The 24,713-nt window shown below is 47.7% G+C and carries 24 protein-coding genes and 3 pseudogenes; 1 reads left to right on the top strand and 26 read right to left on the bottom strand.

The annotated features are described in order from the left end of the window. Positions 1-3: 3 nt before the first annotated feature. From DW793_RS07460 to DW793_RS07450, 3 genes are read right to left on the bottom strand one after another with little or no spacing between them, the layout of a single operon-like run. Positions 4-2,049 carry a DUF4316 domain-containing protein gene (locus DW793_RS07460; RefSeq protein WP_252969732.1) on the bottom strand — a complete coding sequence of 682 codons (2,046 nt, stop codon included), beginning with the start codon at positions 2,047-2,049 and terminating at the stop codon, positions 4-6. After that, positions 2,046-2,558, bottom strand: coding sequence for a hypothetical protein (locus DW793_RS07455; RefSeq protein ID WP_118157521.1), 513 nt, complete (start codon positions 2,556-2,558; stop codon positions 2,046-2,048). Before DW793_RS07455 ends, DW793_RS07460 begins: the two co-directional genes overlap by 4 nt. Then, entirely contained in the window at positions 2,551-4,575 is a 2,025-nt protein-coding gene (locus DW793_RS07450; protein WP_118157520.1) for a DNA topoisomerase 3, read from the bottom strand. Before DW793_RS07450 ends, DW793_RS07455 begins: the two co-directional genes overlap by 8 nt. A 170-nt stretch (positions 4,576-4,745) precedes the next feature. Here DW793_RS07450 and DW793_RS07445 point away from each other — a divergent pair, with 170 nt between their 5' ends. Continuing rightward, positions 4,746-5,843, top strand: a complete 1,098-nt coding sequence (locus DW793_RS07445) for a Fic family protein (protein ID WP_118157519.1) — start codon at positions 4,746-4,748, stop codon at positions 5,841-5,843. 118 nt (positions 5,844-5,961) lie between these two features. On the opposite strand, the gene DW793_RS15325 is transcribed toward DW793_RS07445, so the two are convergent. The 23 genes and pseudogenes from DW793_RS15325 to DW793_RS07340 form a co-directional block, all read right to left on the bottom strand. Beyond that, positions 5,962-6,627: a hypothetical protein gene (locus DW793_RS15325; protein WP_252969730.1), complete on the bottom strand. Its 666-nt coding sequence runs from the start codon at positions 6,625-6,627 to the stop codon at positions 5,962-5,964. 15 nt (positions 6,628-6,642) lie between these two features. Beyond that, the gene (locus DW793_RS15320) at positions 6,643-7,494 is read right to left on the bottom strand and encodes a fibronectin type III domain-containing protein (RefSeq protein WP_252969729.1); all 852 of its coding nucleotides are present in this window, start codon (positions 7,492-7,494) and stop codon (positions 6,643-6,645) included. A 5-nt stretch (positions 7,495-7,499) separates the two neighbouring features. Next, positions 7,500-8,078: a phosphoadenosine phosphosulfate reductase domain-containing protein gene (locus DW793_RS15910; protein ID WP_390624664.1), complete on the bottom strand. Its 579-nt coding sequence runs from the start codon at positions 8,076-8,078 to the stop codon at positions 7,500-7,502. A gap of 272 nt (positions 8,079-8,350) precedes the next feature. Continuing rightward, positions 8,351-8,554: pseudogene (locus DW793_RS15905) on the bottom strand (phosphoadenosine phosphosulfate reductase family protein); the annotation flags it as partial. A gap of 76 nt (positions 8,555-8,630) precedes the next feature. Continuing rightward, positions 8,631-9,686, bottom strand: a complete 1,056-nt coding sequence (gene dcm / locus DW793_RS07420; protein WP_118157517.1) for a DNA (cytosine-5-)-methyltransferase — start codon at positions 9,684-9,686, stop codon at positions 8,631-8,633. Between the two features lie 84 nt (positions 9,687-9,770). Next, positions 9,771-10,043 carry a hypothetical protein gene (locus DW793_RS07415; protein ID WP_118157516.1) on the bottom strand — a complete coding sequence of 91 codons (273 nt, stop codon included), beginning with the start codon at positions 10,041-10,043 and terminating at the stop codon, positions 9,771-9,773. A gap of 18 nt (positions 10,044-10,061) precedes the next feature. Beyond that, positions 10,062-10,964, bottom strand: a complete 903-nt coding sequence (locus DW793_RS07410; RefSeq protein ID WP_118157515.1) for a CD1107 family mobile element protein — start codon at positions 10,962-10,964, stop codon at positions 10,062-10,064. Further along, on the bottom strand, positions 10,945-11,256 hold the full coding sequence (locus tag DW793_RS07405; protein WP_009983786.1) for a hypothetical protein: 312 nt from the start codon (positions 11,254-11,256) through the stop codon (positions 10,945-10,947). Before DW793_RS07405 ends, DW793_RS07410 begins: the two co-directional genes overlap by 20 nt. A gap of 10 nt (positions 11,257-11,266) precedes the next feature. After that, on the bottom strand, positions 11,267-14,044 hold the full coding sequence (locus DW793_RS07400) for a hypothetical protein (protein WP_118157514.1): 2,778 nt from the start codon (positions 14,042-14,044) through the stop codon (positions 11,267-11,269). Positions 14,045-14,065: 21 nt separating this feature from the next. Beyond that, positions 14,066-16,509: pseudogene (locus DW793_RS15900) on the bottom strand (VirB4-like conjugal transfer ATPase, CD1110 family). A 63-nt stretch (positions 16,510-16,572) separates the two neighbouring features. Beyond that, positions 16,573-16,947 carry a PrgI family protein gene (locus tag DW793_RS07390; RefSeq protein WP_118157513.1) on the bottom strand — a complete coding sequence of 125 codons (375 nt, stop codon included), beginning with the start codon at positions 16,945-16,947 and terminating at the stop codon, positions 16,573-16,575. Between the two features lie 22 nt (positions 16,948-16,969). Further along, the gene (locus DW793_RS07385) at positions 16,970-17,911 is read right to left on the bottom strand and encodes a VirB6/TrbL-like conjugal transfer protein, CD1112 family (protein ID WP_118157512.1); all 942 of its coding nucleotides are present in this window, start codon (positions 17,909-17,911) and stop codon (positions 16,970-16,972) included. Continuing rightward, the gene (locus tag DW793_RS07380) at positions 17,911-18,300 is read right to left on the bottom strand and encodes a hypothetical protein (RefSeq protein ID WP_252969724.1); all 390 of its coding nucleotides are present in this window, start codon (positions 18,298-18,300) and stop codon (positions 17,911-17,913) included. Before DW793_RS07380 ends, DW793_RS07385 begins: the two co-directional genes overlap by 1 nt. A gap of 45 nt (positions 18,301-18,345) precedes the next feature. Further along, on the bottom strand, positions 18,346-18,480 hold the full coding sequence (locus tag DW793_RS15640) for a hypothetical protein (protein WP_290126979.1): 135 nt from the start codon (positions 18,478-18,480) through the stop codon (positions 18,346-18,348). Between the two features lie 133 nt (positions 18,481-18,613). Beyond that, complete coding sequence (locus tag DW793_RS15300; protein WP_117904712.1) at positions 18,614-18,829, bottom strand: Maff2 family mobile element protein; 216 nt, start codon at positions 18,827-18,829, stop codon at positions 18,614-18,616. Between the two features lie 460 nt (positions 18,830-19,289). Continuing rightward, positions 19,290-21,159, bottom strand: a pseudogene (locus DW793_RS07370) (VirD4-like conjugal transfer protein, CD1115 family); the annotation flags it as partial. Positions 21,160-21,292: 133 nt separating this feature from the next. After that, a complete protein-coding gene (locus DW793_RS07365) occupies positions 21,293-21,766 on the bottom strand; it encodes a PcfB family protein (RefSeq protein WP_118157511.1) in 474 nt (157 codons plus the stop codon). Next, complete coding sequence (locus DW793_RS07360; protein WP_002851722.1) at positions 21,766-22,044, bottom strand: hypothetical protein; 279 nt, start codon at positions 22,042-22,044, stop codon at positions 21,766-21,768. Before DW793_RS07360 ends, DW793_RS07365 begins: the two co-directional genes overlap by 1 nt. Then, positions 22,037-22,168 (bottom strand): hypothetical protein, encoded by a 132-nt coding sequence (locus DW793_RS15630; RefSeq protein ID WP_290126977.1) that lies wholly within the window; start codon positions 22,166-22,168, stop codon positions 22,037-22,039. The genes DW793_RS07360 and DW793_RS15630 overlap by 8 nt, the downstream gene beginning before the upstream one ends. Positions 22,169-22,222: 54 nt before the next feature. Then, positions 22,223-22,486, bottom strand: a complete 264-nt coding sequence (locus DW793_RS07355) for a hypothetical protein (RefSeq protein WP_002851718.1) — start codon at positions 22,484-22,486, stop codon at positions 22,223-22,225. A 20-nt stretch (positions 22,487-22,506) separates the two neighbouring features. Continuing rightward, positions 22,507-22,920 (bottom strand): DUF6017 domain-containing protein, encoded by a 414-nt coding sequence (locus DW793_RS07350; protein ID WP_118157510.1) that lies wholly within the window; start codon positions 22,918-22,920, stop codon positions 22,507-22,509. Next, positions 22,917-23,903 carry a hypothetical protein gene (locus DW793_RS07345; RefSeq protein WP_118157509.1) on the bottom strand — a complete coding sequence of 329 codons (987 nt, stop codon included), beginning with the start codon at positions 23,901-23,903 and terminating at the stop codon, positions 22,917-22,919. Before DW793_RS07345 ends, DW793_RS07350 begins: the two co-directional genes overlap by 4 nt. A gap of 15 nt (positions 23,904-23,918) precedes the next feature. Continuing rightward, the gene (locus tag DW793_RS07340; protein ID WP_029534795.1) at positions 23,919-24,203 is read right to left on the bottom strand and encodes a hypothetical protein; all 285 of its coding nucleotides are present in this window, start codon (positions 24,201-24,203) and stop codon (positions 23,919-23,921) included. Positions 24,204-24,713 lie beyond the last annotated feature (510 nt).

The raw sequence follows: 24,713 nt of genomic DNA, 5'->3' as shown, positions 1-24,713 counted from the left end.
CTATTATTCAAGCCCCTGATTCTTTCTCTTTTTGGGTGTCTGTTCTCTCTGCTGAGACTTCTGCTGTCCTCGACCGCTGATGCGTTGTGCGTCACGCTGCATCCTGCCATGGGAAAAGAAAGCTCTCTGCGAGTCATTCTTTGCAACGGTGACAGCGGACTTCTCACCGCCGAACACCGCAGAATGTTCCACGCCCTTTGCGGTCAGCTCTGCCGACTTCTTCCGAGCCTGCCCCTCATCCATACGCTGCGTAAAACGCTCCTGCTTCGGGAGTGCCTTGAAAAAGTCGGGATTGACATATTCCACGGCTCTTTCGCCCTTGACAGCACTCTCGATCTGCTTGTAGGCTTCGGCATTCGCCTTAGAGACTGTGACCGCTACCGTGTCATTCTTACGGACTACCGCTGAATACGGGATATTTTGCTTTTGCAGCTCTGCCACGATCTTCCGTGCAGTTCCAATAGGCTCAACACGGGTGTGCTTATCGTCCTTGCCGAGTGAAGCGTAGTATTCGGGATTGATCGTCTGATACTTGCCATTTTCGCCCTTACCGCCGTTCTCTTTTGTGGCTTCTGTATGGGCGATCTTGCCGATAGAAGCGTACATCACATCATTCAGGGCAGGAACATTAGCTTTAGAAACAGTAATGCCGACCTTATCTTCTCCCTTAGTAGCAGCGGAATATGCCACGCCTGCGGCAGTCAGTGCGGACATGACCTCGACCGCCTGAACTTCCGTCATAGTCTCCACATGACGATCACCACGGGGCAGTTCCTTATAATAATCAGGGTTCACCTTGAACCCACCGTCATCGGTAAGGACAGCATCGCCGTTATCCACCATAGTCATGAGCCATGACTCGACCTCGATCTCATCGGCGCTGTCAAGCAATTCAAGCTGTTTCCGCATCTTTTCAAGCTCTGCCGTGGCATTCTCTCTCATCTCCTGTGGAACAAAGGGATTCTCCGCAAGGTTCTCCATATTCTTGATACCCTCACGAAGTTCAGCTCTTGCCTTGTCGATGTCCTCCTTGCTGCCGTTGTTGATGATGCCGTCGATCATGTTGTAATCATCTTCCATCTGCATTTCCGCACTTGCAAGCGGCTGGTCAATGAGCTTGTCAGCGATCGAAGCGACCTGTGATCTGTCAAGCGTTTCGACCTCCTGCGCCGCCTGAACAGCACCCTCAGCAAGAGAAGGCATATCCATAGTGCCGTTCTGCACCATCTGTCCGAGCTTGTCGCCTGTGATAACCATAGAAGCATCGAGCTGGTCATTGGTCTGCTCCTCGTAGTGCGCTTCGGGACGGGCGAGCTTCATGATCTTGCTTTCCAGTGCGCCGATACGCTCATTCACGCCCTTGAGCTGTTCACCGAGTTTGAGCTTGTCAACGGCACTTGTTTCAGGAGCGTTATAGGTATCGAGGATAGCCTGCTTTTTGGCTTCAAGTGTAGCTTTCTTATCGCTCAGGCAGTCAACAGTCGAGCTGTTCAGCCTTGTCATTGCATCGGCAAAGGCTTCACGGCGCTCCTTGTTGAAGTGTATACCGAAGCTCTTGATTGTGTCATTGAGAGCGATCACACGGTTCAGCTTGTGTTCGATACGGTCACGCTTTGCGGTCAGGGTGTCGATCTTCTTCCACCCCTGATCTATCTTTTCCTGCCGCTTCGGGATCTTGACCTCACGGATAGCCTGAATACGCTTCTCGTTGTTAGCGATGAGAGTGCGGATACCCGGCAGATTGCCGATAGTCGCTTTGAGCATACGGTTGGTATCTTCGAGCTTATCTGCCTTTGCGGAGAGTGCTTCGATCTTCGCTTTGTTGCGGTCGATCCTGTCCGTCTGATTGGCGATTTTCTCGTCAATAGAGTCGATACGGCTCTGATGATGCTCCGCCTTTGCGTTCAGAATAGGCAGGAGCTTTCCCGACTTCTGAGCGCCGGACTCTTCCTGCTGCTGTTCCTGAGCCTTGTCCGTTTCAATGCGGATAAACTCACGGTTCTGGATAGCGGATACTTCGATACCGCCGATATACGGGAAATCTGTCACGGAGCGATCATCTCCCTGATCGTGTCGATAAGGTCGGTGTTGGTGCTGTCTGCATCGTACTCCATTGCATACGCACCGCAGATGTTTTCCTGAATACGGCGAGGGAGCAACCTCAGCTCACGAATGGGAGTGCCGATGAGCTTTGCCACATTCGGGAGGTCAGCGACCGCAAGTGCCTTGTTAACAATGTCATAGAATCGTGCGCTCTGAGAGCTGTCCATCATGAACTCATAGACGATAGTCTGCTGAGTCTCATAGTCAAGACTGCGGAGCGTTTCAATGGTGATGCCCGTGGACTTTGCGACTTCACTCAGCTCAATGTAGATAGAGCCTTTCTGCCACAGATTGTCGAGGGCTTCAAAGACAGCCTTCTTGTCCTCATCGTTCTTCACGGCGACCTGTTCAAAGACCGCTGTCATACTGTTCTTGATCTCATCGTCCATAGCGGAAATACTGTCCTCGGAAACACCGAGGATCTTTGCGACTTCCGCAAGCTGTTTGTTATCCATTCTTGCTACCCCTTTCTGTTTTCCACTGATAGTACATCTTCCCATTGTACGGATTCTCCACGATCTCAGGGCGGACGATCGTCTTTTTACCCTTAGATGTGTAGCTTGTGGACTTGCCGTCAAGCAGTCCCTTGACCTGGGCATCGGAAAGCTCCACGCCGTACACCTTAGCGATATTCATACCGCATTTGCCCTTGCAGTACCAGCCGAACTTACCCTTGACAACCTCAGCACCACACTTCGGGCATTTGCCGATAGGCTCACTACCGCCGTCAGAAAGAGAAACAGACTTATCGACAGAGCCGTATTTACTGCACATTTCAGTGATGAACTGTGTAATACCCGACATAAAAACCGCTTCGGGCAGACTGCCGTGTTCGATCTGCTGTAACTTCGATTCCCATTCAGCCGTCAGCTTTGCAGACTTGACTTCATCGGGAACGACCGTCACAAGCTCCTTGCCCTTATCCGTTGCCCTGAGCTGTTTGCCGACACGCTCCACATAGCCATTTTTCACAAGTGCTTCAATGGTCGCCGCCCTTGTAGCAGGAGTGCCGAGTCCCTTTTTCTCCGTGTCCTCGTCATAGTCCTCATTTCCGGCTCTCTCCATAGCGGAAAGAAGTGTGTCCTCAGTGTAAGGCTTCGGCGGAGAAGTGAAGTGTTCGCCCTTGCTTGCAGCAACCGTGAAGGTCTGTCCCTCAGATACCGCAGGCAGCGACTTTTCCTCATTCTTCTTGTCGGTCTGCTTTGCATAGGCTTTCCAACCCATTTCAAGCACCGAGCGGCCCGTTGCCGTGAACTCCGTACCGTTGCAGATACCTGTCAGCTTGACAGCTTCATACTTGTGTGCCGGAGCCGTTGCACAGATCAGCTTTGTGGCGATCAGCGTGAGGATATTCTTTTCACCCGACGGCAGAGAAGAAAGGTCAGCCGTAGCGATACCGCTTGTGGGGATAATTGCATGATGCCCCGATACCTTAGTATTGTTGATAACCTTTGAAATATCGGGAGTATGCGAGATACCAAACCCGAAATAGGTATCACAGAGCTTTGCCACATCAAGTGCCGTCTGCGCCATATCATCGCTGAGATACTGGCTGTCAGTACGAGGATAAGTGACGAGCTTGCCCTCATAGAGCGACTGCGTATAGTCGAGTGTCTGCTGCGCCGTATAGCCGAAAGCCTTGTTTGCTTCTCTTTGGAGCGTGGTCAGGTCATACAGCTTCGGAGCTTTATCGCTCTTGACCTCACGCTTGACCGAACTGATCGTGACCGACTTGCCGTCACAGGCAGAAACGAGCGAATCAGCGGCATTTTCATCGTCAATTCTTGCAGAAGAAAGAATGAACCCACCGCAGTTGAGGTCTGCCGTGTAATACTTCTGCTTTACAAAGCCGTTTACCTCAGCATCACGCTGAACGATCATTGCAAGCGTCGGAGTTTGAACGCGCCCGATATTGAGCTTGCCGCCGTAACGAACGGAAAACAGTCTTGAACCGTTCATACCCACAAGCCAGTCAGCCTTTGCACGGGCATAGCCTGCATTGAACAGGTTGTCATAAGCAGACATGGGCTTCATCGTTGTGAGTGCCTTGCGGATAGCCGACTCTTCAAGGCTTGATACCCATAAACGCTTCACAGGTTTGCGGCACCGAGCCATATTGTAGACATAGCGGAAAATGCACTCGCCCTCACGGTCGGCATCGGTCGCACAGATGATCTCCGACACATCAACTCTGTTCATAAGGTTTTTCAGCAGCTCATACTGAGCCTTTGTGCTGTCAGTCACACGGAACTGCCACTTTTCGGGGAGCATCGGGAGCTGTGAAAAGCTCCACCTCTGGTCCCAGCCGTTGCCGTATTCGTTCGGGAACTTCAAACCGACCAGGTGTCCGACACACCATGACACGACATAGCCGTTACCCTCGGTGTAGCCTTTATGTGTAGATGAAGCTCCGACCACCGCACTGATCGCACGGGAAACACTCGGCTTTTCACCGATGATCAAAATTGACATTATTTTCATTCCTTTCGATTTCTATTTCCCGAATTCGTGATTTTTTCGGATTTGGAAAATAGAATTGAATTTCAAAGATTTCCTCCTATCTTTTATCCCTAAATCGTTGACATTTCTCCTAAATAGTAGTATAATATAGGAAAGCAAAAGTTAGGAGTAGGAGAAAAACTATGAGAAAATTTGATTATTCAAAATTTGAAAGATGTTTGTGGGATAACGAAATACTCCGCTATCTCACGCAGATACACGAACACAAGGGCAGACAAGAACTGTTTTCCCGTCAGAAGCCTGTTGAACTGGAAAAACTTACCGAAGTTGCAAAGGTTCAGTCCGTGGAATCATCTAACCGTATCGAGGGTATCATAACGACAAGCACCCGTATCGGTCAGATCGTCAAGGAGAAAACTACTCCGAAGAACCGTGATGAAAAAGAGATTGCAGGATACCGTGACGTTCTGAATACCATTCACGAAAGCCACGATTATATTTCCATCACAAGCAACATCATTCTTCAGCTTCACCGTGACTTGACAAAGTACTCCGAATCAGGCTTAGGCGGCACCTATAAGATCACACAGAATTACCTGAAGGAGACACGCCCTGACGGTTCTGAGTTTATCCGCTTTACGCCTGTTCCGCCCTATGAAACCGCACCTTGTATTGAAGCGATATGCGAGAACTATAAACACGCTATCGAATCCGATAAGATCGACTCGCTTCTCCTTATTCCTGTTTTTATCCATGACTTTCTCTGTATCCATCCGTTCAATGACGGAAACGGCAGAATGAGCCGACTTCTGACACTATTGCTTCTGTACCGAAATGGCTACGAGGTCGGAAAGTATATCAGTATCGAGAAGCATATTGAAAAGACCAAAGGTGCATACTATGACGCTCTGGAAGAAGCATCAAAGGGCTGGCACGAAGAAATTGACGATCCTACACCATTCATCAAGTATATGCTGGGCGTTGTTCTTGCCTGCTATCGTGAATTTGAGGAACGAGTGCAGATCATAGGTGAATCTACCGCTATTGAAATCAAAAATGGCAAACCGAAAAGTGTTACTGTTAAAAGCAAAGCCTATGACATTGTTAAGGCGGCAGTTGATACGAAAGTCGGTAAGTTCACCAAGAAAGAGATTGCGAACATCTGCCCAAGTATTAGTGAAAAATCGGTTGAAGCTGCTCTCAGGAAGCTCATTGACGAGCAATACATTGAACGTCACGGAACAGGAAGAAACAGCTTTTATGCTAAAATTTCCTCCTAAAGTTTCTACTTCTCCTAAAAACGGCGCATTTTTAGGAAAAAGATGCTATTAGGTGAAAAATAGGAGTATCCGATATCTAACCTGCCGAAGCACATTCCCCATCATGGGGAGTGTGCTTTTATTCTTCTAACAACAGCCAGTAAAAATCTTCTTTTGTGAGATTACAGTATGTCTTTTTTTCGTTTTCCTCCTTACTGATATATCCAGCTTTGGTGAAAGCATCGTATATCATATTGACTTTCTTTGCACCTGCGCGAAGATGGTAGATAATATCTGACTTATAAAATGACTTGCGCCGAATCATCCAAATCAGCAGATTCTCCATGTCACCACGAGAAACACCTTTAATCGTAATACTGCTCAAAGGAGCGTACTTTTTGACAGGAGGCGGTACGACCTCTTTCCCGATACACTCCTTGTTTTCCATCTGCGGCAAAGGCTTCTCTTTCTTAGGCTGTTCGTCAGGAACCTCACACTTTTCAGCAGGAACTGCCTCACTGATAGTATGCTCTTTGCCAATGTCATAATGAACTGCGGTTACACTTGCCGGAGCAAGACAACCGTCATCAGGCTCGACATACTTAGGCTCAAAGCAAGTGCCGTAGTAGTTGTCCGCTTCCTCCTCATCATCGTCAGAGCTGATGTCGTCCTCGTCGTCGCCGTACTTCTCACGGAAACGCTCGTTGACCTCGCCATTGCTCTCACCGACCTTGTAGGAAAGATAAGCGATACCAGCCACAGCACCGAGTCCGATAATACCCTTGATGATCTTCTTTACATTCATTTTGATTACCTCCACTTAGTACACTACGGGATCGCCGTAGTTGATTTTCTTGATTGATTTGATGTTTGCTCCGAGGTCAAGACCATTCCAGTTGTAATAACCCCAAGAGCCTGAGAAAGCTACGCAGGACGGTAAGTTATAATCATCGTAGATAAACTCCACGATACATTTTCCGCTGCCGCCGAAGTTGTGATACTTGCCCTCGCCATCGTCGGCATAACCTTTGCTGTCGCAGATTTTCGTAGTGAACTGAGTGCCATTCTCAAGCTCGATCAAAAATCTGTCATTGCAGTAGCCATACCATACGCCCATAGCACAGCAATAATCACCGTAATCATCACGGCGAATACCCGTGCCAGTTATGGTATCGACCTTTGAGCCGTATATCGCACCTGAGCTTGGCATTGCCGTCAAGCCCGAAGCTCTTTCGCCGGCGAAACAGTTTGTCCAACCGTCCTCATACGGAAACTCATAAATGACCTCAACCGTTTCCGTCTTGCCGTCAGCGCTTGCGGAAACTGCGGCATATTCGTCCTTTTCTTCCTCAGAAAGAACAGGCTCGACTGTCACCGTGTACTCCGTACCCTCACGCAGTCCTGTTATGTAGCAAAGTTCATTGGATTTGAACTCAAAATACATATTGTCTGCATAAGCGTAATCATCATCGTGAGCTGTGCAGCTCACATAATAATCACGATCAGGCTCACCGTCCCAAGCCACTTTCAGGCAGGAAACAGAGATCGTCGAAACATTCAGGTCATTGACCGAAAGCTCCTGCACTTCGGGTTCTGCCGGAGTTTCTGAAAACTGCATGATAAAGCCCATTACAAGGCTCAGAGCTTTTCTCTGAAATTCAGGATTGAACATCGCTGTCACGCTCCTTTTGCGATCTCAGGAGCATTGTGGTCAGCAGATACGGCACTCCGATCAGAAGTGCAAGCACCGCCGACACCACTAGTATCACAGGCAGATGTTCCATTAAGGCTAAGTAGTCGATCACGATTTTTCTCCTCTTTCTCTTTTGCTTTCATCTCCTTAACGAAAGCACGGTATTTCGCTGTGTATTCATAGGATTTGCCGAAAATATGGACTGCCGCCTTATACAGATTCGGCTCATGTTCCTCGATGATCGCAAGCTCCTCGGTGATATGCTTGCTGAAAGGACACCCGACACAGCCCGTTCTCCGCAATCCGTATTCGGTGTAGCAGCGAGAGTGCGTCACACCGAACATTTCCTCATAGTCACGCTTGTCGCCGTCCGTGTACCAAAAGATCGGACGGAAGGTATTGCACCCCTTAGACTTGCACTCGGAAAAACAGGTCTTATACGCTGCTGAACGGATACCGCCCTCAGACTGCCTGATACCTGTAATGTCAAGGTCAGCATCGTGTTCCTTAACGATACGTTTTGCTGGCTTCTTCTTGCTGTATTCACAGCACTTATTGGATATGGGAAAATCAGGCGGATTCGCATGATGAACTCTTTGAGGAAACGGTTGCGATAGATCGAAAAACGGCTTATCTTCTGGATACCGTCTTTGTCTGAATAGCGTTCACCGCACCACCATTGCAGAGCTGTCTTGCACCGAGGATATTTCTGCAAGAGGACTTCCAAAGGCTCGTCCTCCCACTGAAAACCGTGTGCCTGCAAACGCATCATCTGTTCGGAAACATATTTCGACAGGAAAGGAACACCATACTCCTTAACGCAAGTCGGGATAGGCTTATCGGGCTTGACACGATCAATGGTAATGCCGTATTTCTGTTCAAGGAAGTCCAAATGCTCCTTTGTAGCGGAGTATTCAAGCCCCGTGTCTATCCAGAAATACTTGACCTTGCCGTCCTCATCGACTTTATGTATAAGGTCAAGGACAATATCGCTGTCCGAACCGCCGCTGATACTGCATACGGCATCATAAGAACGCATCAGGATACGCTGTGCCTTGCACATACTGGTATAAATGGTGTAGTTGTTGTTATCAGCACACTTGTTCAGAGCTTCATCAATCATTGTGAAGCCCTCCCAAGATGTGGGCGATCACATCGACCGTCCAACCGTTGCCGATACACTTATATCGCTGGGTATTGCTGATTCCTGCGGTATAGTTGTCGGGGAGAGTCTGCAAGCGTTCCGCTTCAACAGGCGTGAGCTTGCGTATCACATAGTCACCGTCGGGAAGGTCTATCTTATACAGACCTGTCTTAGCACCCTGACCGCCGCCGTTGGCAGAGAGCGTGACAGACTTGCCGACAACGGAGTAAATACGCTGTCCTTGTCCGCCCTTGCCGTAATGCCCGATACGGACAGGAGCGCATACAAGACTATCTTTCTGCACAGTAGTCAGACAGTTGGATTTGCCGTCCTCACGCACTTCAATATGCTGTTCAGTCTTTTCACCGTCAACGTATCTGCCACGCTGGGCGGCACCGACAGGAACAGCCACCATAGTCCGCTGTTTTCTTTCGAGTGTATTGTAAATAACAGCACCGTCATAAGAAGCAGTCATACAGTAGGACTTGTCCTGCCACGACATTCCATTCTCTAAAATATCAGCAAGCAAAATGCCCTTATCTTCGGGCTGCACCACATTCGGAATATTCGTCCAGTAGCAGCGTTTACGGTTCTGAGCCGACACAAGCGCCGAGTTGATCATAATAGGCTCTACACCGAGAACCCTTGTGATCTCGTCCTTGATACGCTGATGAACGGAGTAGTTGTTTTCGTAGAGGAAATACTTACAGCCGGATTCCTCTAAGGCTCTCACATACTCCTTAAAGAGCCTGAATCCTTCGCCGTTGCAGTCAACCTCTCTGTCCTTTTTGGCGATAGACCAGTAGGTGCAGGGCGAACCGCCGAGCAGAAGGTCATATCCTTGAAACTTCGTAAAATCGCCGTCATAAACATTCCCGTGATGAACGATTACGGGGAAATTGCGCTTTGAGACTGTGACGGCATACTTGTCGATCTCAAACGCATCATAGCACTCCACTGGTATGCCTGCCCTCTGTAAAGCAAGCATACCGCAGGAGATACCGTCAAATAAGCTGAGTACCTTCATTAGACAAATTCTCTCTCTTTTCTCATTGTCTTATGTTGTTTGTTCTGTTGTCGGGAACTTTGAATCCACTGGGTTCAAAGTTAATTATGCTTCGTAGTAGTCCTCACAAAGCTCGTTGTAGTTCTCCTGAAGCTCGTCAAACTCCTCACAGAGCTTGTCATACTTCTGCTGGATCACGGTCTTTTCCTGATCAAAGGTCTCCGCAGCGGTCAGGCTGCCGATAAACTGTCCTGCCTCGAAGCCACGGAGAAACCACTTCTTTCTCACACCCTCGACCGCCTTAACGGAGAGTCCTGCAATTCCGGCAGCTCCTGCCACCGCTGCCATACACACACCGATCTTCTTCATCTTGCTCATTCTTTTGTCCTCACTTTCTTAGATCTCATCGTCCTGATCATCGTAGAACTTCATATCGTCCTCGTCCTCAGTGATCTCGTTATCATCGTCATACTCAGGCTCGTCCTGCATAGCGGCCTTACTGTTTCCGCCGCCGTTCTTTTTCTTCATCAGGAAGAAGCCTGCACCGCCGACACCGATTAGAGCGATAGCGCCGAAAACGAGCATCATACTGTTCTTATTCATTGGCACAGGCTTTGCCTGAGCAGCGGAGTCAGTCGCATCTTCGCCGTCCTCAGCAGTCTCCTCTGTATCTGCGGTATCCGCACCGTCGCCGGACTGCACTCTGCCGTTAGCCTTTTCAGCCGCCTGAGCTGCCTGTTCGGGTGTGATCTTCTTTTTATCATCGCTCTCCTCAGCCCCGGCATAGAGAAGTGCATAGAGGTCATAATCGTCAACTTTGTTCAGAAAAAATACCTGATCTTCGGCATTTTCCGCAGAATAGTTGATAAGCACATAGAACACATGACCGTCCTTTGTAGTCACAGCGATAAACTGCATTTCCTCGCTGTTATACACGATTCTTTCGGACTTGATAAGGGTAGCGTTGCCGTCAGTATCATAGTAGGAATCACCGTAATAATCAGGCTCAACCTCAGTTGTTCCTGCTTCGGCAAGCTCACCCATGACCTCACGGAACTTCTCCATATCATCGGACTTATCATCAGAAACAGAAGAAGTCTCTGTTGTGACCTCTGCTCCGTTGGCACTTTCGTCTGTTTCTGTCTCCGAGGAATCGTCCTCAGAATGATCGGCGGAGGTAGTCTCCGCAACATCGGCAGACACCGCCTGTTCTGCTTCTTCTGCCGATGCTGTAATGCCGATACTCGCACACGCAAGCATCATTGCAGCAAGGACAGCACTAAAAAATCTTGCTTTCATTTGTATCCTCCTCGGAATTTGTATTGATTGATATTTCGCCGTTTGCAAGCGCTTCAAGCATATCGTCCGTAATGCCTTGTGAACGAAGGCGCATGAGTGTGTCATGCTCCTTTGTCACAAGACTGTTTACGTCCTTGATCTCACAGCTAAAAACTACGGCGAGCTGAGAGTGTTCAAGCACCCTCGCTTCGGACTCCAGTTTTGCAAGTTCCTCCTTATCGGATTGGATACGCTTTCGCAGGAAGTCCTGTCGCTGATGATTCTCAGCGATTTTCTTGTCTATTCGCTCCATAGTCCCTCCGTTAATACAGCACCAGTCGGGGATCAATATAGTCCCAACCGTAGCCGTCCGTGTCTATATAAATGTGGAAATTCACATTTCCTGCTGTTGTTTTTGCAAACTCCTGTCCGTCATTGATCGTATCGCCCTCAGAGAAGCCACTCAGAAGTATAGCATTTGCAATGGTGACTTCCGTATCACGCTCAGTACCGCCCGTGCCGTCATACCAATACTCCACATCGTCCTTGCGTATCGTGATCTTGTTATCGTCGGTATCAACATCGGTGATCTTGCCCTTGAATGGAGCTTTGAGCTTATCGCCATTGGTGCAGTACACCTTGATACCCTGATACAGACCGTCGCTGTCGGTGTTCCACTCCGTCATTTCATAGCCGAACTCTCGTTTCAGCGAGTAATCACGGATTGTAGCACCTGGAAGAAGATTGTGCAAGGTCTGATGATTGCCGTACATCGTTGCGGAATCCTCAGCACCGACCAATAAAGCGTAATACTGCAAGCGTTCATCGGAATGGGACATACTGCTGAGTTTGTCAGCAATGACCTCATCAAAGGTCTTGTTCTGCTTGACATTGTAGTAGAGCTTGCACTCCGTTTTCCACTTGTATTTCTCATAGTAGCCGTACATACAAACATCGTTCAGACTGCTGTTCCATATATGGGTATCTGTCGGGCTAACTAAGAACCAAGCATCTGTGCCGTCCCAACCCCAAAAGCTGCGGTCGTGACGCTCTCCGCCGTGCATAAAGAAAAATGTGTCGGTATCGTTGTCGATGTAGTAGAACGGGTGGCTTGTGCCGGAATACCAGCGGTGATCCATAATATAGAAGCCTGTTTCTCTGTAATCGTCTTGCGCATCAAGCACACGGTATCCGTCTGTAATGCAGAGATAACCATCATCGTCCTCATACTGCGATAATTCAGAGGTAATCGCTATCGGCTTGAAGCGGTATCTATACGGCTGCCCGTCATAGATATAAGCGTCCTGTTCGGCTCTGTAATATGTTCCCGATGAAGCGTTACCGCCGCCCCAATAGTTGTATGGGGAAAGCTCCTCCCAACGGGACTGATTATCATACCAATAGACGAACTCATACTCATCATTGAAAATTTCTTCAAGCAGATCTTCTGTATCGCCGTCAAATTCCCAATAGTAAATATCATCGTTATCGGCATCAAAATCATAGTAGTAAGCACACAAAAAGCTCCACAGCTTGTAGGTGTCGAAGTCATACACGGGATCAAAGTCATAGACCGAGGAACGCCCCCATACCCATTCATCAGGGGTATCGGAGAGGTCGCCCGTATTTGCTCCGAAAGCAGCAAGTCCGCTTTGCCAGTCAGCAGAACTGCCGACCTTGCGTATCTTCTGATTCAGGTTATAGGCAAGCTCCGTGTAGTATTTCTCCGCTTCACTCAGGTCATAGTCCTGAGCTGCGTATGTGCCGAGGGTAAAACCGCTGTGCGAGGAAGTCGCAGAGAACAGCATCGTGATAATGCTGAATACAAGCAATATCACAATGACAGGTATCGCCAAACAAAGAAAGAACTTTTTGACTTCGCTCTCATAGACATTCTTCACGAATTTCCAAGCGGCTTTCAGTGCTGCGGAGATCGTGTCCTTAGCACCTTTCTTCTTTTTCGGCTTTGGCTTTTTACGCTTCTTGTAGCTGTCATGCTTGTCTTTCAGTCGGGTTTCCTGCCTGTTCAGGCGGTTATTGGACTTCGACTTCTTGTCATTCAAGCGGTCACGCTGTTTCTCTTTTTTCTGCAAACGCTGAGGTTTGCTTACTTTCTGTGCCGCAGGTTCGACCACACGCCTTTTTGCAGAGTCAATAGCGTGGAGAAAATCGTTGTCCTGATCTTCGTTGACCGCTTTCTGCCAAGCTGATGCTTTCATTCGTCCTGCGGTATAGGTGGCAGGCTTCAATGCAAGCAGTCCCGGTCTGGTCAATTTGCTGATCTTCTTCTGATTGCGGAACTCCTTGACACGGAACTTGTTTTCTGTCCTGAGCTGTTTACGCTCAAATTTCAGCTCACGCTTTGTCTGCTTGTAGGCTTGCAGCCTACGCTTATTCATTGCCTTGCGGAGCTTATTGCCGTGGGCAGGCTTTTTCTTCGCCTTATATTCAGCCTTAGCACCTCTCAGAGCTGCTTTGTTCGCACTGAGCTTCGGCTTGCCTGTTTTCGCCTTATACAGCTTGTTATCAGCCTTTTTAAGCTGAAACTTTGCCTTTTCAAGTTTGTGCTGTTTCTTTGTTTTCAGATGGTGATGTGTACCCTTGACAGCATCGACCGCCGTGCGCCCCATAAGAAATACGCCACGGTGATAATCGTCAACCGCTTCACGGGTGTACTTCTGTTTGAGCTTGTTGCGGACTTCACGCTGGGCAGTATCCGAAACTTTCAGCCCGACCGTTTCAGTCGCAAGAGCCGTATCGACTGCCGTTTGTGTTACATCATGCACTGCAAAATTGACCGCACGGGCATTTGCTTTGAACAGCTTGCCCCTGACAGTTTTTGGCTGCCATGATTTGATCGTCCTTGTGACCGAGGGTTTATCGCCTGTGATACGGTATTTTGCGTTAGCGACTTTGTGAATGATACCCCTGCCGCCGTGGTGCGTTTTCTCACCACGGACGATATATGCACGGGTATGAAAGCGACCTCTGCTGTTTCCCTCACGGCGGAAGTCTATCTGAAACTGTTTTGACCGCTTGTTTACCTTGTCAAGCCGTGCCTGCGCTCTGCGGAGGTTATTTTCTTTTCTCTGTAAGCTCATAAATCCTCCATTCTTCGCAGTTTACGCACTTTCGGTCGGCTTCGTGGTCATAAGGCGATACATCTCTGTATCCGTCGGGAACTTATCCGTAAACGGCAGAAGCACCTTATCATAGCGGATCAGTCCTTCGCCCGGACCGCTGTTCGTGACATACTTCATCTGCTCTTTGGAAATGTGCAGCTTTTCGGCAAGAATATCACGGTCGCCTGCCGCCTGATTGAGCATATACACGAAATCCGAATTGTCAAAGATATTTTCTACTTCCTGCGATGAAAGCAAGTCCTTGACATTCTGCGTGATTCCCGTGGGAACACCGCCCCATTTACGGAAACGCTTCCAGATCTCAGCGGAATACTTCGCTGTCTGCTCCTCCTTGAGAAGCAAATGGAACTCGTCGATATAGTAGCGAGTGATCTTCTTTTTCTCACGGTTAGCGGAAACTCTGTTCCACACGGTATCCTGAACGATCAGCATACCCACTTTCTTCAATTGATTGCCAAGCTCCTTAATATCGAAGCAGATGATACGATTGCTCATATCAATATTGGTGCGATGATTAAAGAGGTTCTGAGAGCCGTTTACGAACATTTCAAGGGAGTTTGCCACTCTCAGAGCGACTTCGCCCTCCTCATGAAGCTCTCTCTGCAAATCGGAGAGAAGCGGCATCTTGTCCTCAGACGGCTCATTCTCGATAAAATGCTTGTAAATTCGCTGAACACACTTATCAATGACCGAGCGTTCCTCCGCAGAAAGCCCATAGCGTCCGCCGACAATGATCTCACAGAGGGAGATCAGGAAGTCGGACTTATTCGCAATGACCTCCATAGGATTGCTGAACATATAGTCATCAATGGTGATGTCCATAGGATTGATGTGCTGTTCGCTGTTTGAAGCGATACGGATAAGCTGTCCGTGGAGCGCCGACACAAGCGGAAAATACTCGCCTTCGGGATCGCAGATGATAATATCGTCCACGGTTGTCAGAAAGCAGTCAAGAATTTCACGCTTGACGCTGAAGCTCTTACCGGCACCAGGTGTACCGAGGATAAGCCCGTTCGGGTTTTGAGCCTTGACCTGTTGGCACGGATCATATTGCCTGATAAGGTGTTAATACCGTAATAGGTAGCCTGTCCGTCCTGAAACAGCTCTTTTGTAGTGAAAGGCACGAAGATAGCGATACCGCTTGTGTGCATCTCACGGCGGACTGGAATCTCGTTATAACACAGCGGAAGTGTGGAAACGAGTGTCTGCTCCTGTCTGTAATCGTAAGGGAACATCGTGCAGTTGTTCTTCTGGCAAGTTCTTTTGAGCATCTCAGAAAGCAGTTTCAGCTCTTTCTTCGATTTTGCATAAGCCCTCAGCGAAATGCTGATATGGAACAATCGCTCGTTCTTGCTGTTTAAGTCTGCAAGCAGTTTGTCAATGTCCTCGATATACATTTTGATCGCAGGGGGCAGAATGTCAGGATCATAGCCGGACTGCGAAGCCTTTTTCTGCTCGTCGATCTTCATCTGCTCAACATTGGTGAGCTTCTTTTTGACGAATTTCAGAGCATCTATCTGGTCCAGCGGTTCTACATGAATGTTCACGCAGAAAAGATTCTGCATTTCAAGGAAGTCCTTGAGTATCTCATCGGGCAGCTCTCCGGCAAGGATATTCATACCCCACACAGCGCCGTATGCATTGCCAATCTCAAAATCGCTCTTATTGAATTTCAGCGAGGGCGGACAGATGAAATCCTTTGTATCCATTCCTGCCCTCAGCATTTCGCCCCAATCGAAAAGAAATGGGGAATTGCGGTAAGGGTTCAGGGCATAATACAGAGCTTCAAGTCTCTGCTTGCCGTCAAGCACCTCAGCATCAACGCCAAAGGCTTTGAAGCCCTTGATTACGTCGTTCTTGATAGACATGAGCTTTGCCCGTGCCGCCTTATAACTGGTGCTTTCAATACCGAATGTCAGGAACTTTCTTGCACTTTGTCCGTTGCTTCCTTTCAGGAGCTTGTCGGTGAGCATTTCACTGTATTCCTTGCGGATCGCATTGAAATCATCGTCCTGTTCGGGTATCTGCACCGTTTTGACGAGCTTTGCCTTTGAACGGTTCTGATTTTCAAAGGTAAGCTGAAAACGAATTGTGTTGTCAAAGAGATTGATTACATCGCAATACTTGGAAAAGATATTGTTCTGCTCATCAAACTCAGCAATGGAGTAGTTGGCATCGTAAAACTGCACCGTCAGGGAAAAGAAATTCTCGCTGACCTGACACACGCCGTCCTGATACATACACAGGAACGGAATGGTGTTCTGCACAGTATTCTTACCGCCGTTTTCACTCCTGATCTCCGCCATTCTTGCGGAAAGTATCTTTTTCTCCTCTTTTGATAACTGAGAGGCAGGCTTGCCCATGATAACCTTAGCCGAGCTGCGGTCATCACATTTTTTGGCATTTCTCTTTCTAAAGCCCATTGTGACCTCCGTTTATTCCAAAGCGGAGACACCGAAAGTTATACTATTATATATGTGAAGCTGTTACTTCCTTTCGGCATCTCTCAGCTTCTTCTTGATTCTGTTGTATTCGATCTGTCTTTCGATAGAAACGAAAATGTTGGTTGTTCGGTAATATCGCTTTCTCGGTCGGGTGAAGTATTCACGCATGAACTTCACCTGTTTCTCCAAGAACACGCCGTTTTTCTTGTAAATGCCGCAGAGTATCGCAGGTGCAGCGACCGCACCCATAGCGAAGATCGCTCCCGACATTCCGATAGACGCTCTTGTGAGAAAGTACACAGGCGCACCAAGAACAAGACCGATACCGAAGCATATTACCTGTCTTTTTGTAAATCCCATGATGAACTTTTCCTTGATGTCGTTCAAGTCCTTTGGGATAGGAACATAATGTGCCATAAAACCTCCGATCTTGTTCCGGTCAGTGCGCATTAAACACGCTTTTGCTGATAGCTCCAGTACGGAGAATTGTGAAGATAAGTGCTGCGGTATAGCCGAGAAGCAGTCCCATTTGCAGGATAACGCCGTCTGTACTTGCGTTCAGGGCGACAATTGCATTGCTGAAAAGCGTCTTGAAAATACCGAGTGCCACTACGATAAAGAACCCCTGGAAAGAAAGAGCGAGAAGCTGTTTGATCCAGTTCTTACCGATAGAAGCCCATTCACCGCTGTCCATCATTGTAGCCATAGGGATAGGAGCGATTGATAAGTACATAAACACCTCAATAATTCTTGAAGCCAGTGTAATTACGATTGCCACTATCAGTATCAGCACCCCAAGATGAACGATCAGGGAAATAAACCACACCGTCATCAGCTCACCCAAGCTCAGACCGCTGAGTGCCGTCCTGTTGATAGAGAGTGTTTCGGAGAGATAGTCTCCGCTGCCGAAAAGTGTGGAAAGCCCATTGGAGCATACCGTTGTGCCAAACGAGAATAGTGCCGAAGCGATGTAATAGGTGTTGGCGACCAAAATTACACCGCAAAGTGCTTTTATGATCCATTTTATAAAAATAGAATCATCAAAGTCCTTGAAGTTATTTCCTCGCAGTACCATCTGTATCAGTTCATTCAGCAGGATAACTGTCAGAATGAAACCGCCGATAGGCACTACGACATTGTTGCAAAGCGTTTCGATCGTTGTCCAGATCGTTGTTCCGCCAGTACCGCCGCCAGTGAACTGTGACGGGTGCTGAGTTACGAAGTCATTGACAAGTCCACCGCTGCCGCCTGTTCCCGTTGTCTGCGAGAAAGTGTCGGTCAGGAGGTCGGAAATGCCGTCAAACTGAGACTGGATTCCGTCCTTAAATAAGTCTTTACACCAATCTTCCAGTGCATCGATCGCATCGCTGATAATTCCCATTATTCATCACCTCCAATCGTGGGAGTGACTAAAGGTCTGTCATATTTGACAAGCTGCCGAAGCTCCAGTTTGGAGGGCAGAAGGTCACGGCAGAAATAAGCAGAGCCGAAGTGATTGCCCTTAGTGTAACATTCCATGTTCTGCCGTGTATGATAGTCCACACGCCCGTCAAAGGAGAGCATCTGGATTTCGTTATTGAAAATCTTATATCTCGCCTTGCCTTGAATACTGTTCACAGGCAGGAGCAGAGCAAAGGGCTTTTGGAAAGAAAATGCTCGTTTCAGAACATCATTCTTTTTGCTGAATGGGGGATTGGACACAAGAATGTCCCAATGTTCGGGTTCATACCTGAAAAAGTCCTGTCCCTCCTTTAAGCTGCTTCGCTCCACTTCATAGCCTTTCTCCGAAAGAAACTGATAGAAAGCGCTCCATTCCTAATCGAACGGACACCATATCTTCTTGTCTTTCGGAAGAAACTCCAGTAACGGTTCTACCGCATAAAATGGTGTGTAGACCTCATCTCCTGCACTTGTTCGGTTAGCTGTCAGATAACCGATGTTTATTCCCATTCTGTCTTATCGCTCTTACCCACCACAGCCCACCGCTGAGCGACCTTTCATAATTCTATTGGAACGGCATTATTTATATAGCGTTCAGCCGAGGTTTACGCTTGTCTCTTTTCTTGATTAGCCGTGTGTCAGATTACACCGCACCCGTCATCATACCCTCAAGAACAGGTACGAGAATGATAGCGAGGAGGATCAGACCAAGACCAGCCATAAGCTGCTTCATGCCCTGAGACTTCGCACCGGGGTTATCGTTGCCGTAGCCCTCAAGCAGATTGACAACGCCCCACAGCGAAACACCGCCGCCGATCAGGCAGATAACGCTCTTGAGTACGGTGCAGGCGGTAGTAATAAAGGACGAGGTATCGACCTCGCCTGTGCCTGCTGCGAATGCCTGAGTTGCACAGGTAGATGCCATGATGCCTGCAACAGTGCAGAACATCGTTGCCTTCTTTGCACCACGGGTGAGCTTAGAGAGCCACTTGTGCTTAGGTGCAGAGGTAGTGGTTGCTGTCTCCATAGCGGTAGCATCGACCGCAGAAATATTCAGTTCGTTCATAGGTAAAAAGTCTCCCTCAAAATAAAAAAAGTAGTGTCCGCAGCTTCAACCGTTTCTCTTTTATTCGGTTTCTTCACTGTCTGAGTTAAAAGCCGACATATATCTCTTTTTCTTCGGTTTCCTCAGAATTTTGGGTATCAGCGGTTTCTGTTTCTGTTGCTGATACTGTTGTAACTTCCTTAACGGCGACCGTCATATCAACACCATACTCCGTGAACTCCTCCTGTCGAGACAGTCTCAAATGCATCGCCTTTTGGTCACTCACATATTTTTCGATGTTGAACCCCATCTCAGGATTATAGTCCAAAAGCATTGGATATTGCTTATGACGGGTAATGTCATACTTGTCCGAGAAGAACGGACGCACTCCTCGCACCTGCAAGATACATTTACCGCCGTCCATGACCGCCAGTTCGTCCTGACTTTTCAGCTCTTTTCCGAGCTTCTGATAGTTCATACCGTAGCTTTCCGATTGACCTCTGTTGGTAGAGGTATTGAAACTGTCGATCGTTTCTTTACCCAAGCTCTCTGAAATCTCTTTCAGCGTGGACTTCTCCTTACCGCCCAAAAACAGCATCGTATCACAGTTGCCCTCAATCGTATCTGCATTATCTTTATAGATAGCCTTTAGCTGGCTCTTAGCTTGCAAGATGATACTTGCCGATATTTCACGGCTTCGGATAGTCGCAATGAGCTTCTCAAACTGCGGTATTTCGCCAATATTGGCGAACTCGTCTAACAAACAGCGTACATGATAGTCCAGCTTTCCACCTGGGGAATTATCCGCTTTGGTGCAGAGTAGGTTGAAAAGCTGTGAATACATGATCGCTACAAGGAAGTTGAATGTAGCGTCTGTATCGGAGATGATTATGAAAAGCGCACTCAGCTCATCACCGAGCTTGTCAAGGTGCAGCTCATCGTAGGAGGTGATCTCCAAGACCTCATCTATTGCAAAAGGCGCAAGTCGGGTGCTACAGCTAATTAAAATAGACTTAGCTGTTTTTCCTGCGGCGAGCTTATACGCCTTGAATTGTTTGAGTGCAAAAGCACCCAAGCGCCGTTGTTCGGCATCGGGTTTTGTTTCAAAGATGTCACCGTAATCTGCCATGACTTCGGGATCTTCATGCTTTGTGCCGTTCAGCCAGCACTCCACGATCTCAAATTCAAGGTCGATACAGTTCTTAAACTCCTCATCGTCCTCACGGCACTCCGAATTGTTGATCATGTCGATCAGCGTTTCAAAGTTCCATTGATCTTCGGGGTACATAGCAAATATCAGGGCAATATACGCAGTATAAAGCAGTTTTTCCGCTTTTACCCAAAAGTCATCGCCGGACGGCTGCTGAGAGGAAGAAGTGTTTTTGATAAGCACCTCGACGAATTTGAGAATGTCCTTCTCACGGTTTTTCTTTGAAATGTATGCAAACGGATTGTAGTGCATACTTTTCGCAAAGTCGATTGTGTTGAACACCTTGATCTTGTAAGGCTCATAAACAGGATATATCTGCCATTTTTGTCTTTGAGATAGTTTCCCTTATCGTCCCTGCGGTACACAACTTTTCCGTCAACTCGTTTCGGGCGGCCCCTTTGGAGCATTCTTCCGCATTCGACCAGCACCGTGCCTTTCGGATCAGTCACCACATAGGAGGAGTGCATCTGCATCAGGTTCGGCTTGACGAAAAATCGTGTCTTACCTGAGCCTGAACCGCCGATCACAAGAATGTTCTTGTTACGGGCAAATTTCGGTGCAGAGGGCTTGCCCATAGTCAGGGATTCCGTCCGTGTGAGAATGACATTGTTTTCGGGGCAGGATAAGTCCATATATGGCTCAATATCCTTTTCACCGCCCCATACGGCAGAGCCGTATTCCTCGCCCTGGCGAAATTTCTTCTTGTTTTTCGACTTGACATAGAGGACTAACCTCATTACACCCGCAAGAACCAAGCCGAAAAGAAGATCAAACGGGTGTAAACTGGGAAAGATTTGTGCAAATGCCGCACCGAGATTGCCCATGAAGGGGAGAATTTTCTCCTGAAAACCGTCACCCTCAGCGGTCGATACGCAAAGCCGATCAGGTTGCCCACATAAGAGAAAGCTACATAGGGAACAGCCTTGATGATCAGCTTTTTGAGTTTTCTCGTGTCGATCTGCAATTCGCAGACCTTTCCTTTCTGTTGGTATCGGCACAAAAGTCTGCCGTAAAAATATCATCGCCCCTTGCCCGTGGAACGGGTGCAGGCTGGAAGTGGTTATAGATCACCGTCTGTTCTCCCTTGTTTTCTCTCTCTGTTTCTGTTTGCGGGGTTTGTTCCTGATCTTCTGAGCCTGCTGCTGCATCTGCTCACGGGTGAACTCACCACGCTTCTGTGTCTTGCCCTGTCCCTTGCCGACATACTCCGAAAATGCTCTCTTGAAATCCTCTGTTTTGGCAGCGGAAAAGAAAACATGATAGGTAGGCGGCGAGGTGCTTTTATCTCTTTTCAGAGCAAAATCCACATCGTATTTTCGTGCGGTTTCAGAAACCCCGATATTTCGGTCTGAAACCTCAATGCTGTCGAGCTTTGACGGGGACTTTGCCTGCAACTGCTTGAAGGTCATTCGTCCCTTTTTCTCTGCTTTGCCCGACAAAAACTCCTGCAATGCCGATTTCAGCACATCGGCGGTCATTTTCTCCGCCTTGATCGAAATGTCGATGGTTTTCTTCGCACCGTTCTCATAGTCGGACGGCATTACGCATCACCGCCAGACTTGACCTCGTAAACGGCATACGCTTCGGCAGACAGCCAGTTGTGGAGGTCTGCGAGGGCGGCTTCTGCTGCTTCGGGTGTCTTGTAGTTGCCCATTGGAATCTGATTGCCGCTGGTGTCAGTGCCGACCATCTCATAATCGGGCGTAACAATGCCGTTCTCGTCCGGCTCTGCATCTTCCCAATTCGTGACAACACCGATCCTCACAAGATTATCGTAGTTCAGAAACTCGCCATACTGTGTGGTAATTGTCTTAGCCATGATTTTTCACCTCTTTCTGTAACAGCTCATGGAGCTTGTTGTGATAATTCTCCTGAAGCTCGTCAAAAGAAGAAAACACGATGTCAAGTGTTTTTCTGTCTATCCTGTCACCGAGCATATCCATGACGATCGCTTCAAATTCGCTGTGAAATCTGTAAAACAGGTCGTTTACAGACTTTCAAGCGGCTTCGGAGTCAGTGTCCTGCTTCTCAGGATTCGGATTGAAATATCCGGTCTTGAGATACACAAGCCTGTCGGGGCAGTAATAGCGATGCTGATCGCCTTTACCGCAGGGGATCGCATAACCGAAGTCAACAGCTCCGGCAATAAGCCCCTTTTTCAGCGTAGCAATGCCGATACCGCTTGCCTGAGAGATCTCAGACAGCGATACATTCCTGCCTGTAAATGCAGGAGTTACCGCCACATTCTTCTTTGCAGCCATAGAACCACCTCCTTTCCCGGTCAGACAGCATAGCCGAAATCTCTTGCCACAGCCTGAACAGCCCATCGGTTTTCGCAGCCTTCGTTGAAATGATATGTCAGAACCTCATTGTAGAGGGAACTGATGAAATATCTGCGGAAGTCTTTGATATTATCTACTTGTGCCATTTTCAGGAGAACAGTCTCCACAATGTTGAGGTCAGCTTGCAGCAGCTTTGACTGTATCACAGCTCTGGGGAACGCCTGACCTCTGAGCGTTGTGTATGGTGCAGTGGAGCATATTTCGTCAACGATAAAGCCGACGATATTGTCTGCTTCCTTGTAGCCGTCATGACCGTCCTCAGTCAACCAGTAACCAAGCTCCCCATATTCGATGTTATCCCTTACAACTTCCGTGTAATATTCAACTGCTTCTGAGTTATATCCGTCAGTCACTCTCTCAGCAGATTTTTCAACACTCGGAATGTTGAAAGTTGCTTTGCCGCCGCAGGAATGATAGAGGATTTATCACACAGTAATTGATTTTTCTGTTTTGTATTGTTGTTATTATATTGTCCCTGATTTTCAGACAGCGGAGTTTCAGCAGGCGGAGTGTCCAGATACGGTTTTTCCACCCTCTGTTTTTCACCCATAGAAGAAACAGCAGCCTTTGCCTTGCCGCCCTCACGGATTGTAATAGCCTTGCGTCTGGTCTCAGCTTCAAGTTCGTCTGCTTCTTCCTTGCTGACAGGTTCATCGAAAAAGCTGTAAACATATTCAAAATGATTGTTTACGCTCTCGTTAGACAGGAGCTTAGTGCGAACAAGGTAGCCCTTATCAATGAGCTTGTTCACAGCGTTATGCACGGCAGTCTTGCCCTCTTTGCAGATAGCTTTCAGTCCTGACATAGAGAAATTCCAGCTATTCGGCAGAGAAAGAACTTTCAGCATAAAGCCGATCAGTTTGTTCCTGATCTTATTGGTTCTGAGGAGCTTTGCACTGATAATAGTGAAATTGCTGTCCTTCTTCACACGGTTCAGGGTAGCGTTATCTGCTGTAAATGTCTCCATTTCAATGTCATACTTCGGGATAGAATCGTCCAGTTCCGAGTATTCATAGAAGTCATAGAGATAGCTGATCCTGCCCGTAGGGGATTCGTTTGGCATCAGCAAGGTCTTTTTGACATATCCCCACTGTTCCAGTTCAGCAAGCTGGGACTTGATCGCTGTTTCTCCGTCCTCACAGATAGCCACAAGTCCGGCAATCGTGAAATTCCATGTAGGCGGAAGGTCATTGATCTTGCCGAGCAGACCTATTGAATCGCAGCCGATATTGGTTGATCGCACGAAGCAATTGCTCAGAACGGCATAACCGCCTGACCTATGTACTCGGCAGATCGTATCTGGTATTGTCTTTTTTGCTTTTGTTTTCTTGTCCATTTCTCCCACCTCTGCTTACGCTCCGTATACAAATTCCATGTTGGATATTCGCAGCTTATTGACCGCATAGACATGACCATACGGCTTCTGCACTACAAGGAGGAAACCTCTCTTGCAAAGCTCATACACAGCGGTACGAAGTTCATCAAAGGTGAACTGCGAAAGCTCACTGTAACGGCGAAGCTCATCGACCGTAACGTAATCAAAGTCTGAATGGTTGAGCATAGCCGTCAGCAGTTCATTACAGGCTTTGGCTTCAAAGTTGTAATTGAGCAGACTGATTTCAGTAGGGTTCGGCATAGAAAGACCTCCTTGACATAGTTCATCTGAAAAAAAAAGCTCCTCAGCGACCTGTTTTCATACAGGCTCAGTGAGAAGCGATGTGCATTATTCAATTTTTAGGCATAAAAATAGCGGACAGCGCTTCTGTTATGAAACACCGTCCGCTATTTTTCATTATTCAGTTTTGCTTGTCAACAGGCTTTCTACCGTTTGTTTTAGGTTTTCTACCAACTTTCTACCAACCTTGAAGGCGGTAGATTTCTACCAGTTTTTCTACCAAAAATCTGCATTTTGATGATTTTTCAGAAACAGCGCAGGTACGCAGTTTTCCATGTTTCTACCCTCAAAAATGCTGATTTTACGGTGATTTGGTAACACTTGGCGATAGATTACGATAATTGGCGATAAAGTGGTGATACTATATCACATAAACCGCCGTATTTCAAGTCCTACATGGACATATCCATTTCCGGTTCTTCCGATAATTCCTCGATTTCTGCGATTTCTTCATTTTCCGTATTTTCTTCT

The sequence above is a fragment of the Ruminococcus sp. AM31-15AC genome (genome assembly GCF_003462045.1).
GTDB lineage: Bacteria > Bacillota > Clostridia > Oscillospirales > Ruminococcaceae > Hominimerdicola > Hominimerdicola aceti.
The sequence above is the reverse complement of the archived record's forward strand: the minus strand, read 5'-3'. Positions and strand labels throughout refer to the sequence as shown.

What these genes read in the sequence shown, in the direction of transcription:
- DW793_RS07355 (WP_002851718.1), bottom strand. Translation starts at nt 22,486, where the DNA reads ATGGCTGCAAAGAAGAATGTGGCGGTAACTCCTGCATTTACAGGCAGG.
- DW793_RS07415 (WP_118157516.1), bottom strand. Translation starts at nt 10,043, where the DNA reads ATGAGCAAGATGAAGAAGATCGGTGTGTGTATGGCAGCGGTGGCAGGA.
- DW793_RS15640 (WP_290126979.1), bottom strand. Translation starts at nt 18,480, where the DNA reads ATGGGAATAAACATCGGTTATCTGACAGCTAACCGAACAAGTGCAGGA.
- DW793_RS07360 (WP_002851722.1), bottom strand. Translation starts at nt 22,044, where the DNA reads ATGGCTAAGACAATTACCACACAGTATGGCGAGTTTCTGAACTACGAT.
- DW793_RS07345 (WP_118157509.1), bottom strand. Translation starts at nt 23,903, where the DNA reads ATGGACAAGAAAACAAAAGCAAAAAAGACAATACCAGATACGATCTGC.
- DW793_RS07450 (WP_118157520.1), bottom strand. Translation starts at nt 4,575, where the DNA reads ATGTCAATTTTGATCATCGGTGAAAAGCCGAGTGTTTCCCGTGCGATC.
- DW793_RS07410 (WP_118157515.1), bottom strand. Translation starts at nt 10,964, where the DNA reads ATGAAAGCAAGATTTTTTAGTGCTGTCCTTGCTGCAATGATGCTTGCG.
- DW793_RS07365 (WP_118157511.1), bottom strand. Translation starts at nt 21,766, where the DNA reads ATGCCGTCCGACTATGAGAACGGTGCGAAGAAAACCATCGACATTTCG.
- dcm (WP_118157517.1), bottom strand. Translation starts at nt 9,686, where the DNA reads ATGAAGGTACTCAGCTTATTTGACGGTATCTCCTGCGGTATGCTTGCT.
- DW793_RS15630 (WP_290126977.1), bottom strand. Translation starts at nt 22,168, where the DNA reads ATGGATATGCTCGGTGACAGGATAGACAGAAAAACACTTGACATCGTG.
- DW793_RS07405 (WP_009983786.1), bottom strand. Translation starts at nt 11,256, where the DNA reads ATGGAGCGAATAGACAAGAAAATCGCTGAGAATCATCAGCGACAGGAC.
- DW793_RS15325 (WP_252969730.1), bottom strand. Translation starts at nt 6,627, where the DNA reads ATGAATGTAAAGAAGATCATCAAGGGTATTATCGGACTCGGTGCTGTG.
- DW793_RS07445 (WP_118157519.1), top strand. Translation starts at nt 4,746, where the DNA reads ATGAGAAAATTTGATTATTCAAAATTTGAAAGATGTTTGTGGGATAAC.
- DW793_RS07390 (WP_118157513.1), bottom strand. Translation starts at nt 16,947, where the DNA reads ATGGCACATTATGTTCCTATCCCAAAGGACTTGAACGACATCAAGGAA.
- DW793_RS07340 (WP_029534795.1), bottom strand. Translation starts at nt 24,203, where the DNA reads ATGCCGAACCCTACTGAAATCAGTCTGCTCAATTACAACTTTGAAGCC.
- DW793_RS15320 (WP_252969729.1), bottom strand. Translation starts at nt 7,494, where the DNA reads ATGTTCAATCCTGAATTTCAGAGAAAAGCTCTGAGCCTTGTAATGGGC.
- DW793_RS07455 (WP_118157521.1), bottom strand. Translation starts at nt 2,558, where the DNA reads ATGGATAACAAACAGCTTGCGGAAGTCGCAAAGATCCTCGGTGTTTCC.
- DW793_RS07385 (WP_118157512.1), bottom strand. Translation starts at nt 17,911, where the DNA reads ATGGGAATTATCAGCGATGCGATCGATGCACTGGAAGATTGGTGTAAA.
- DW793_RS07400 (WP_118157514.1), bottom strand. Translation starts at nt 14,044, where the DNA reads ATGAGCTTACAGAGAAAAGAAAATAACCTCCGCAGAGCGCAGGCACGG.